Origin of the sequence: Ruminococcus sp. CAG:379 (genome assembly GCF_000434255.1) — a bacterium.
Classification (GTDB): domain Bacteria; phylum Bacillota; class Clostridia; order Oscillospirales; family Ruminococcaceae; genus Ruminococcus_F; species Ruminococcus_F champanellensis.
Map to the genome: position 1 here is coordinate 12,304 of NZ_FR894929.1, position 10,047 is coordinate 22,350.

General features: G+C 55.3%; 8 protein-coding genes and 1 pseudogene. 8 read left to right on the forward strand and 1 reads right to left on the reverse strand.

Features of this window, described 5'->3' with window-relative positions:
- From QVO51_RS10630 to QVO51_RS10655, 6 genes and pseudogenes are all read left to right on the forward strand, one after another.
- Positions 1-366, forward strand: a pseudogene (locus QVO51_RS10630) (2-hydroxyglutaryl-CoA dehydratase); the annotation flags it as partial.
- A gap of 169 nt (positions 367-535) precedes the next feature.
- The gene (gene pfkB, locus QVO51_RS10635) at positions 536-1,450 is read left to right on the forward strand and encodes a 1-phosphofructokinase (protein ID WP_441295924.1); all 915 of its coding nucleotides are present in this window, start codon (positions 536-538) and stop codon (positions 1,448-1,450) included.
- Positions 1,451-1,465: 15 nt separating this feature from the next.
- Positions 1,466-2,560, forward strand: a complete 1,095-nt coding sequence (gene ychF / locus QVO51_RS10640) for a redox-regulated ATPase YchF (protein ID WP_022358380.1) — start codon at positions 1,466-1,468, stop codon at positions 2,558-2,560.
- 66 nt (positions 2,561-2,626) lie between these two features.
- Positions 2,627-3,025: a PaaI family thioesterase gene (locus tag QVO51_RS10645; RefSeq protein WP_022358381.1), complete on the forward strand. Its 399-nt coding sequence runs from the start codon at positions 2,627-2,629 to the stop codon at positions 3,023-3,025.
- An 87-nt stretch (positions 3,026-3,112) separates the two neighbouring features.
- The gene (metF, locus tag QVO51_RS10650) at positions 3,113-3,976 is read left to right on the forward strand and encodes a methylenetetrahydrofolate reductase [NAD(P)H] (protein WP_022358382.1); all 864 of its coding nucleotides are present in this window, start codon (positions 3,113-3,115) and stop codon (positions 3,974-3,976) included.
- Between the two features lie 9 nt (positions 3,977-3,985).
- Positions 3,986-4,387, forward strand: a complete 402-nt coding sequence (locus tag QVO51_RS10655; RefSeq protein WP_022358383.1) for a VOC family protein — start codon at positions 3,986-3,988, stop codon at positions 4,385-4,387.
- 57 nt (positions 4,388-4,444) lie between these two features.
- On the opposite strand, the gene QVO51_RS10660 is transcribed toward QVO51_RS10655, so the two are convergent.
- Positions 4,445-5,449: an enhanced serine sensitivity protein SseB C-terminal domain-containing protein gene (locus tag QVO51_RS10660; RefSeq protein WP_022358384.1), complete on the reverse strand. Its 1,005-nt coding sequence runs from the start codon at positions 5,447-5,449 to the stop codon at positions 4,445-4,447.
- A 436-nt stretch (positions 5,450-5,885) separates the two neighbouring features.
- On the opposite strand from QVO51_RS10660, the gene QVO51_RS10665 reads away from it, so the two are divergent.
- Positions 5,886-8,633, forward strand: coding sequence for an RICIN domain-containing protein (locus QVO51_RS10665; RefSeq protein WP_022358385.1), 2,748 nt, complete (start codon positions 5,886-5,888; stop codon positions 8,631-8,633).
- 98 nt (positions 8,634-8,731) lie between these two features.
- Positions 8,732-9,997, forward strand: coding sequence for a hypothetical protein (locus QVO51_RS10670; protein ID WP_022358386.1), 1,266 nt, complete (start codon positions 8,732-8,734; stop codon positions 9,995-9,997).
- Positions 9,998-10,047: the final 50 nt, after the last annotated feature.

The window sequence follows — 10,047 nt, forward strand, 5'->3', positions numbered from 1 at the left end:
ATCTACAGCCGCCTCAAGCAGCAGATCCGGATCGTGAAGCAGCACGGGGTATTTGATCCTCCCCACGACTTTGAGGAGGTGCGCCGGGCGGCGGACGAGTACATCAGCCAGGGGGTATCCATGGGCGAGGGCTGGCTGATCCCGGCGGAGATGGCGATGCTGGCGAAATCCGGCACGAAAAACATCATCTGCGCCCAGCCCTTCGGCTGTCTGCCCAATCACATTGTAGCAAAGGGCATGTCCCGTGCCATCAAGCAGAAGCATCCGGACGCCAATATCGTTGCCATTGACTACGATCCGGGGGCAACCCGGGTCAACCAGGAAAACCGGATCAAGCTGATGCTGTCCAATGCGAAACAGGGATGACCTGCATCCTTGCACAGGAGAATACCCTGTGGTATAATCATCTAAGGCAGCACTCCACAGAGCTTGTGCAGCGCTGCCATGAAATGCCGTTGGATCAGAACGGCTCACCTGCATGTACCAAACACATGCATGCGTCCGAGCGGAACAGCTCCGCCGGGCAGCTTTGGAGGTGTTACTTTTGATTTATACAGTTACATTTAACCCATCTCTGGATTATGTGGTGCATGTGCCCCGCTTTTCCGAAGGTATCGTGAACCGAACCGTGCGGGAGCAGCTGTACCCCGGAGGGAAGGGCATCAACGTGTCCCTGATGCTCCGGAATCTGGGCGTGGAGAGCATGGCGCTGGGCTTTGTTGCAGGCAGCACCGGGGAATCCATCACCCGGTTTTTACAGGAAAAGGGCTGCCGGACGGACTTTATCACCCTGCCGGATGGCATGAGCCGGATCAACGTGAAGCTGAAATCCGAGCAGGAAACCGAGATCAACGGACAGGGGCCATACATTACAGAGGATGCGATCCACGCACTGTACGAAAAGCTGGATAAGCTGAAAATCGGAGACGTGCTGGTACTGGGCGGAAGCATCCCCCACACCCTGCCCTCGGATATGTACGAGCGGATCCTGGCACGACTCTACGGCAGAGGAATCTCCACTGCGGTGGATGCCACGGGAGAATTGCTGCTGCGGGTGCTGAAATATCACCCCTTCCTCATCAAACCCAACGAAACCGAACTGGCAGAGCTTTGCTGCCGGGTGCCCCAGTCCGACGAGGAGCTGGTATGCTGCGCCAGGGAATTACAGGCGCAGGGGGCACGGAACGTACTGCTGTCCCTGGCGGAGCGGGGCGGCATGCTGGTAACGGAGCAGGGGGAGATCCACCGGCTCTATGCCCCCTACGGCGAAACCGTCAATTCCGTCGGTGCCGGGGACTCCATGGTCGCCGGCTTCCTGGCAGGATTTATGCAGTGCGGAGATTATTACGAAGCCTTCCGCACGGGCATTGCCGCCGGAAGCGCCACCGCATTCAGTGAGTGGATCGCTGACGAAATGCTGGTGCGTCAGCTGATGCAGAGAATCAAATAAAGGAGCAGAAACACCATGAAATTAGGTATGGTTGGTCTTCCCAACGTGGGAAAAAGTACATTGTTCAACGCCCTGACCAATGCAGGAGCGGAGTCGGCAAATTACCCCTTTTGCACCATCGAGAAGAATGTAGGCATCGTATCTGTGCCGGATGAGCGGCTGGATAAGCTGGCGGAAATGTATCATCCGGAAAAGTTCACCCCGGCAACTCTGGAATTCGTGGACATTGCCGGGCTGGTAAAGGGAGCCTCCAAGGGTGAAGGACTGGGCAACAAGTTCCTGGCAGATATCCGGGAGGTGGATGCCATTGTACATGTGGTACGATGCTTTGAAAATATCGACATCATTCATGTGGACGGAGGAATCAACCCGGCAAGGGACATTGAAACCATCAACCTGGAGCTGATCTTCTCGGACATTGAAATGCTGGAGCGGCGCATCGACCGGGCAAAGAAGGCCTCTAAGGGGGATAAGAAGTACCTGGCAGAGGTGGATTTCCTGGAGCGGCTGAAGGCATTTATGGAGGAGGGACATTCCGCCCGTGCCTTTGATTTTACAGAGGATGAACTGGAAATGCTCAAGTCCACGCCCCTGCTGTCCGCGAAGCCGGTAATCTATGCGGCAAATCTTTGCGAAGCGGATTTTGTGCATAATATCGATACAAATCCGCATTATAAGAAGGTATGCGAAATTGCCGAAGCGGAGCATTCCGCCGTTCTGCCCATCTGCGCACAGATGGAGGCGGAGATCTCGGATATGAGCGACGAGGACAAGAAAATGTTCCTGTCGGAGCTTGGGCTGGAGGTTTCCGGTCTGGGACGGATCATCCAGGAGGGCTATTCCCTGCTGGGGCTGATCTCCTACCTGACCGCCGGTCAGCCGGAGGTACGGGCATGGACCATCAAGAAGGGCACCAAGGCGCCCCAGGCAGCCGGCAAGATCCACACGGATTTTGAAAAGGGCTTCATCCGGGCAGAGGTGGTTTCCTTTGACGATCTGATGGCGTGCGGCACCATGGCTGCCGCCAAGGAAAAGGGACTGGTACGGCTGGAAGGCAAGGATTATGTGATGCAGGACGGAGATATCGTGCTGTTCCGCTTCAACGTATAAACAGCGCATGCATCGGAGCGATCCGGTACGGAATCGCAGGATCACACTGTGGGAAGGAGTGTTCTGATGGAAAACAAATCGCTGGCTCAGGTACGGGAATTGTTCCAGGATGATCGGTTCGCCACCCTCAATGGAGCACAGATCACCGAGATCGGGGATCATTTTGCCAAATGCGAACTGGAACTGGAGAAGCGGCACCGGAATGCCCTGGGGGCTGTCATGGGCGGTGCTACCTTCACGCTGGCGGATTTCGCCTTTGCGGTGGCATCCAACTGGGAAAAGCCAGGCACCGTGTCCCTCAGCAGCAATATCACCTATCTGGGAGGCGTGAAGGGTAGCCGGCTCATTGCCGAAGCCCACAGAGTCAAGGACGGCAGGACAACCTGCTATTACCAGGTCACAGTGACGGATGAGCTTGGCACCCAGGTAGCGGCAGTTACAGTGACAGGCTATCACACAGCATAAACAACCGCATCCGCACCGCTGCGGATGCGGAACATAGGGCAGCATTGCACAAAGCTTGTGGGCGTTGCCAGAAAGGAGTGTCTATCTATGAAAACCTGCGAATTGTTCCGGGATCATACGGTGCTGTCCTTTGAAATCTTTCCGCCCAAGCCCACCTCTCCGGAGGACATCATTTACCGGACTCTGGACGGGCTGTGGGATCTGCACCCGGATTTTATCAGCGTCACCTTCGGCGCAGGCGGCGGTGCCAACAACCAGAAATCCCTGGAGATCGCCTCTGCGGTGAAGCATCAGTACGGCATCGAAAGCGTTGCCCATCTGCCGGGCATCAACCTGACCCGGTCGGAGGTGCTCACCATGCTGGAGCAGATGCAGCAGCAGGGCATCGAAAACATTCTGGCACTGCGGGGGGATGTGCTGCCGGATACCCAGCCCAGGGGTGAATTCCGCCATGCGGACGAGCTGATCTCCTTTATCCGGGAACATGGGGATTTCAACATCCTTGCAGCCTGCTATCCGGAGGGACATACGGAAAGCCTGGATACGGTAACGGATCTGCGGAACCTGAAGCGCAAGGTGGATGCAGGTGCCAACCAGCTGGTGACGCAGCTGTTCCTGGACAACCGGTATTTCTACGAATTCCGGGAAAAGGCGGAGCTGGTGGGGATCCATGTGCCCATCGAAGCCGGGATCATGCCGGTTACCAACAAGAAGCAGATTGAGCGCATGGTGCAACTGTGCGGGGTGCATCTGCCGGAAAAGTTCATGAAGGTCATGAACCGGTATGAGCATCAGCCGGAGGCATTGCAGGACGCAGGCATTGCCTACGCCATTGACCAGATCGTGGATCTGATTACCCAGGGGGTGGACGGGATCCACCTGTACACCATGAACAAGCCCTATGTGGCACGGCGGATCTATGAGGCTGTCCACCGGCTGCTGTATGCGTAAGGAGACACTATGCGACTGGACGGATTCGGACTGTTTGTACGGGATATGGGACGGATGATCCGGTTTTACCGGGATGTGCTGGGCTTTGAGATCCGGGAGGATGAGGATACCAGCAACGTATACCTCATCAAGGACGGCACCCTGTTCCTGCTGTACGGCAGGGATGATTTTGAGCGCATGACCCATCGGCGGTATGAATACATCAAGGGACTGAACGGGCATTCCGAACTGGCTCTGTATGTGGACACCTTCCAGGAGGTGGACGAGCAGTTCCGCCGGGTGGTGGCACTGGGTGCTACGCCGGTACTGGAGCCGGAAACGGAGCCATGGGGACAGCGCACCTGTTATATCGCAGACCCGGAGGGAAACCTCATCGAGATCGGCTCCTTCAACAAGCCCTTTGCACGGTAACACACAAAAAACCCGGAAGGCAGATACCTTCCGGGCTTTGCTTTTGTCATGGTAAGATCAGCTGAACAGACCGAACCGCTTCTTTTCGTAGAAGGGCTTTTCACCGCTGACCAGATCCTTTGCAGAATCGGAAGCCACATCCACCACCTTGACCGCAAGGTCAGTGTATGTGCCAGCCTCTGCCTTGATGGCGGCGAATACTGCTGCACGGTCGTCATCACATTCCACAGCGATCAGATAATGGGGCTGCTCTCCCAGCATCAGCTGCAGGTATGCACGCTTCACACCCTTCTGCTTCTTCAGATACCGACTCAGAGCATCGATCAGCTCCTGGGGCTTTTCAGCCGCAGAAACCGGATTGACCGTCTGCTGAATCTTGGGCTTATCTTCGGATTCCTCTGCCTCGGCAGCCTTTCTTGCCTCAGTCTCCTTGGCAGCACGGATGTAAGCCTCCATTTCCTTTTCCTTCTTCAGGTTGTTCATTGCCATGTCAACCTGGCTGGAAAGACTGGGGGCACCGCCTACCAGCACCTTTCCATCCTGCTGACCCTGCTGCCGGGGCACCTGTCTTGCATGCTGGAACAGATTCTCCAGCTGCTCCCGGGTCAGGCACATATTGTCCCCGAAGGGGTTGATGACAAAGCCCTTGCAGATGGGATTCTGGGAAAAGACCATGGCAAAATCCCGAACAGTCAGAACAGCAACCTGATGCCGGGGCTGCACGGTATTCTTCACCAGCTCGTCCTGGTCGGTAAAGGCAGGAATGAACTTCTCGTTCTTGTCGTTGGTCAGCATCTGGAACGCCACACGGGTGGATACTCTCTCTCCGGGCTTCATAGTCTCGTTGGGGGGCGTCTCCATGATTACGGGCACCAGATAGCGGGCATTGAGCATTTCCTGGAGGAATTTGATCTCATTGACCCGGTTGGTTTCGCTCTTGAACTGGGCAATCGCCTCCAGCAGCTTGGGATTGGTGATCGGTGCGGGGCGGGTAGGCTGCGCCTGCTGTTCAGGCTGCTCCGGCTGCTGCCCCTCCGGGGTCTTCTTTTCTTCTTCTGCCATTGATTTGTCCTCCTGTATATACAGATTGCCTATTGTCGGTACGATTTATCATACGAATACTGTTATTATAGCATACATATCAGCCAATTGCAAGCCGTATCACAGAATTTTCTCAATTCAAAAAGCCCATTTTGTAATCCATTGGGCACAATCCTGCATTGCCAGGTGAAATTCCACATGTTATAATTGTGTTAGCAAACTATAGGCAACACCGCACAAAGATTGTGTGGTAGATGTGCCAACAGATTTTTCGTCAGATTGCATAGAAACGACGCAGGAATACTGGCGTATTGCAAGGAATTTTTGTGTGTGCGATATGACGGAAAATTCGTCAGCAGATGCTACGCATAGCCGACAGGCGGGCTTTGTGCGGTATAAACAAATCATGTTTGGCATGGCACAGGGCATGTGCGGTGCCCATAAAGGAGGAATTGCAATGAAAGGCTTTTTGCGCATGGGACGGAGTCTGCTCCTGACCCTGACTCTGCTGGCGGCATGGATGCTGCCCCTGTTCGGAGACGCTGCACTGCCCGCAGCCGCAACATCCGTGGATTATCCGGTACAGCTAATGCATATTGCCGCCAAGGACAACAGCTCCGTGCTCACTGCCGGCGGTACGGGGGACGGCGCTGCCGTACTGCCCAAGGCACCGGGCAAGGATCTGACCCCCTCCTGGCGGTTCGACCGGGTGGGGAAGGATTCGGTGGGCACCTTCTTCAAGCTGGTGAATGCAGCATCCGGCAGGCTGCTGACCCCCGCCGGGTATCAGGTCAGCGCCGGCACCAGCGTGATCCTGTATGGCAGCGAGTCTGCCAAGTCCCAGCACTGGTATGTGATCCCGGTACAGCAGGATCGGCTGGGAAATGACCTGTATTACAAGATCGTGAATTATTCGGACACCTCCCTGGCGCTGACCCAGGGTGCCTCGGGCATGTCTCTGGCATCCTACACGGGAGCGGACAATCAGCTGTTCCTGCTGAACGCAGACGGTCTCCAGGGCTTTGCAGGCTACTGCCAGGACGACAACACCGGAAAGGTAAAGGCGGCAGACATCGGCGGTCTGTTCGGAGAAGTGGTGGAGGTGTCCACCTTTGCGGATCTGAAAAAGTATGCCACCGCCGACGAACCCTACACCATTGTAGTGACCGCAGACCTGAAGGTCACCTCCCTCCAGAAGGACTCCTCTGGCAGGTACTACTGCCCGGACGGCAGAATCTATGTACACAGCAACAAAACCATCATCGGCAGCTACAACGCCCATACCCTGTATAACGTGCAGTTCTGCACCGCCACGAAAAATGGCGTAGGCAATAACATTATCATCAAGAATTTTGATTTGCAGCACGATGCAGAATCCAACGGCAACGATTCCATCGTGGTGTATTTCGGCTCCGGTCAGAATCTCTGGGTGGATCACTGCACCTTTACAGGCCATGCAGCCGTGAACACCGCCTCCACCGGTCTGGAGGACTGGGACAAATTCCTTGCCTGCTGCTATGATGCGGACTATTGCTCCGTATCCGACAGCAGTTTCGGACTCCATGAATACGGACTGATCTTGGGGTATCCGGCGGACGATGAAAACTCCTACAAAACCTACAACAATTTTCCCCGCATGTCCCTGCTGGGCAACCGGTTCACCAACACCATTACCCGGGGGCCCGGACTGATGCGGTACGGCTACTTCCACTCCATGAACAACTATGTAAACACCTTCAGCATGGCGTACACCGTACACACCGCCTGCAAGATCTATGCGGAAAACTGCTACTATGACGGAGGCTCCATCAAGGGCAACGTGATCTGTGACTGGAACTCGGTGACGTATCCCGGCTCCTATGCAGAATCCGGCTCCAAATTCGTCAACTGCAAGCGCACCACCATTGAGGGGCAGGCACAGAACTGCACCTGGCGACCCAACAAGAACTACAGCTATGTAACCCTGTCTGCCGACCAGGCAAAGACCTACTGCGAAAGCTATACCGGCTGTCAGACCTCCAAAAACAATATGATGTACCTCCGGTACGGCACCAAGGGCATTCCCAGTGCCAGGTATACGGAATCTCCCAGCGCCCCTACGGCGGCATCCTTCCCGGAGGGAGCTGCATACCGGATCAAGAACGTAAACTCCGGCCTGTATATGCAGGTAGCAGGGGGCAAGGCAGAAAACGGTGCCAATGTACAGCAATGGGGCACGGACGGCACCTTCGTGCATGACGTATGGAAGCTGTACAGTGCCGGAGACGGCTATTATTACATTGTATCCGCCCTTGGGGACGGAGCATCCTTTGTACTGGATGTGGCCGGAAAGAAGGCTGACAACGGTACCAACCTGGATATCTATCAATACAACGGCGGCACCAATCAGCAGTTTATGTTCACCGCCAATGGAAACGGCAGCTATAAGCTCCGCACCCGGATCAGCGGGGATGCCTCCGCAGTGGAGGTTGCCAACGGGGATACCGGATCCGGCGCCAATGTGCAGCAGTGGCAGATCAACGGCGCTGCCTGCCAGGACTGGATTCTGGAGGAGGCAGCGGATCCGGGCTGCAAGATGGATGTCAGCCTGATCTACGGCTTTGAAAATGAGAACTCCGGACAGATGATGGAAATCGCCAACGCCTCCATGCAGGATGGGGCAAACGTACAGCAGTATCCCTCCAACGGGCTGGATTGCCAGAAGTGGGTACTGACAGCCTACGGCTCCGGGAATCTGTACTACATCCGCTCCGCCCGGGATGACAGCTTTGCGCTCCGGGCAGAAAGCGGCGAAAACGGCGGCAATCTGAGCATTGCGCCCTTTACTGCGGGAAATGATTCCCAGTTGTTCCGGTTCGTGAAGAATCTGAACAGCTCCTACAGCATTCTGACTCACGCTTCCGCAGAAGCATGCCTGGTGGAGACCGGGTATGCTTCCAAGGAGAATGGCGCCAATGTACAGCAGTGGGAAAACACCTCCAGCAGCTGTCAGCGGTGGCTGCTGCATACAGAGGCTAAACCCATCCGGGGAGACGTGAACCGGGACGGCAGCCTGTCCGTGGCAGATCTGGTGCTGGTACAGCGGTGGCTCACCAGAGTACCGGATACGACCCTGGCGGACTGGAAGGCGGCAGATCTCACCGGGGACAGTATACTCACCGGTGCAGACCTTGTACTGCTGCGGCAGGCACTGCGGGCAGCATGATTCCCTTAAGCGGCTTCTGTTCAGAAGCCGCTTTTTGTGGCATATATTGCTTTTTTCAACATCACGTGCTATAATAGGCGTATGAAGGAGGCTGAGATATGAACACAAGAAAGCTCTTATCCGGTGCGGCAGCCCTTGCCCTGCTGTGTTCCATCGGAGGCTGTGGGCAGAATGAGTCGGAGCAGACCCATGCGGAGGTGCAGCAGAACTCCGGTACATCTGATATCTCCGCAACGGATGCGCCTGTCAGCACGGAGCCTGTTGGGACGGCGTATACAGCATCTGTTACCACAACGTCCGTTCCCGGTACCCAGCCCCAATTCTGCGTGACCACAAATCCGCCTGTTTCAACATGCGAACCCCAGGGCAATTCCCACACGGAGCAGGCACAGACAAATCCGGATCCGTCTGCAAACTGGCAGGAGGCTCTGGCGGCGGAAATTGAGACCTGGGGCGGGGAGACATTCTGCACCGGACTTGGCTCTACCACCTTCCGGGGTACGACATATGGATTCACGAAAAGAGCGGTTTCGGAAACCACATATGAGTACATTTTCTTTTCGGTAGATCCGGACAATCGGGGAAGCATTTTGAACAGATGGACTGCAAGCCGTCCAAAAGACTCATTATACTGGTTTTATTCCATGTATGCCTGCAACGGCAGGTTTTATCTGTATTCCAAAGTGCATGTTGAAAAATATGGAGATGCGGTACATGCCATAGATCTCTATGACACATCCGGCACGCTGATTCAATCCTGCACCCTGCCCCAGTTCAGCTCCTGGCATGACCAGGTGCCGGACGATGGAGGCGGATTGCCCAGCGATTTTATCACCGTATGCGGCAACGGCAGCATTCTGATCCGGCAGTATAAAACCACGGATGCTTACGACCGGCTGCACTTTTATTATCTGCTTGATCTGGAAACCGGCAAAAAAACCGCTCTGCCGCCCCCCTATGAAGGGGCATTCGGGTTCTTGCAGTATAATAATCCCATCTACCCTCTGGAGGTGGACGGGGTGTATCAGAACAAGCTGTACGTCACCTGTATTGATGATTATGAGCAGAAAACAGGGTACTGGTATGATCTGAACGCCGGGGTGTGGCACGCTCTGGATGTGGATCTGAACGATTCTGCCAATTATGCCTATTCTGTCAATTACGCCATCGGCAGGTTCTTGTTTACCAAGGGACGGGTCTATGATATGAAAACGGATCAGTTTCTGTCCGGTCTTCCGGAGGGCGCAGCGCCCCTTGATCCCAACAAGCTGCTGGATCCGAACCGCACTCTGACCGTGAACGACACAGGCGTATACTTGCAGCAGGACGATGGCTCCAACACAGCCATCCTGGAGTGGGATTAGCACCCCATAGATTTGCGTACAAACACAGCAGCCCGGCAGGAAATCCTGCC

What these genes read in the sequence shown, in the direction of transcription:
- metF (WP_022358382.1), top strand. Translation starts at nt 3,113, where the DNA reads ATGAAAACCTGCGAATTGTTCCGGGATCATACGGTGCTGTCCTTTGAA.
- QVO51_RS10645 (WP_022358381.1), top strand. Translation starts at nt 2,627, where the DNA reads ATGGAAAACAAATCGCTGGCTCAGGTACGGGAATTGTTCCAGGATGAT.
- QVO51_RS10655 (WP_022358383.1), top strand. Translation starts at nt 3,986, where the DNA reads ATGCGACTGGACGGATTCGGACTGTTTGTACGGGATATGGGACGGATG.
- QVO51_RS10665 (WP_022358385.1), top strand. Translation starts at nt 5,886, where the DNA reads ATGAAAGGCTTTTTGCGCATGGGACGGAGTCTGCTCCTGACCCTGACT.
- ychF (WP_022358380.1), top strand. Translation starts at nt 1,466, where the DNA reads ATGAAATTAGGTATGGTTGGTCTTCCCAACGTGGGAAAAAGTACATTG.
- QVO51_RS10670 (WP_022358386.1), top strand. Translation starts at nt 8,732, where the DNA reads ATGAACACAAGAAAGCTCTTATCCGGTGCGGCAGCCCTTGCCCTGCTG.
- QVO51_RS10660 (WP_022358384.1), bottom strand. Translation starts at nt 5,449, where the DNA reads ATGGCAGAAGAAGAAAAGAAGACCCCGGAGGGGCAGCAGCCGGAGCAG.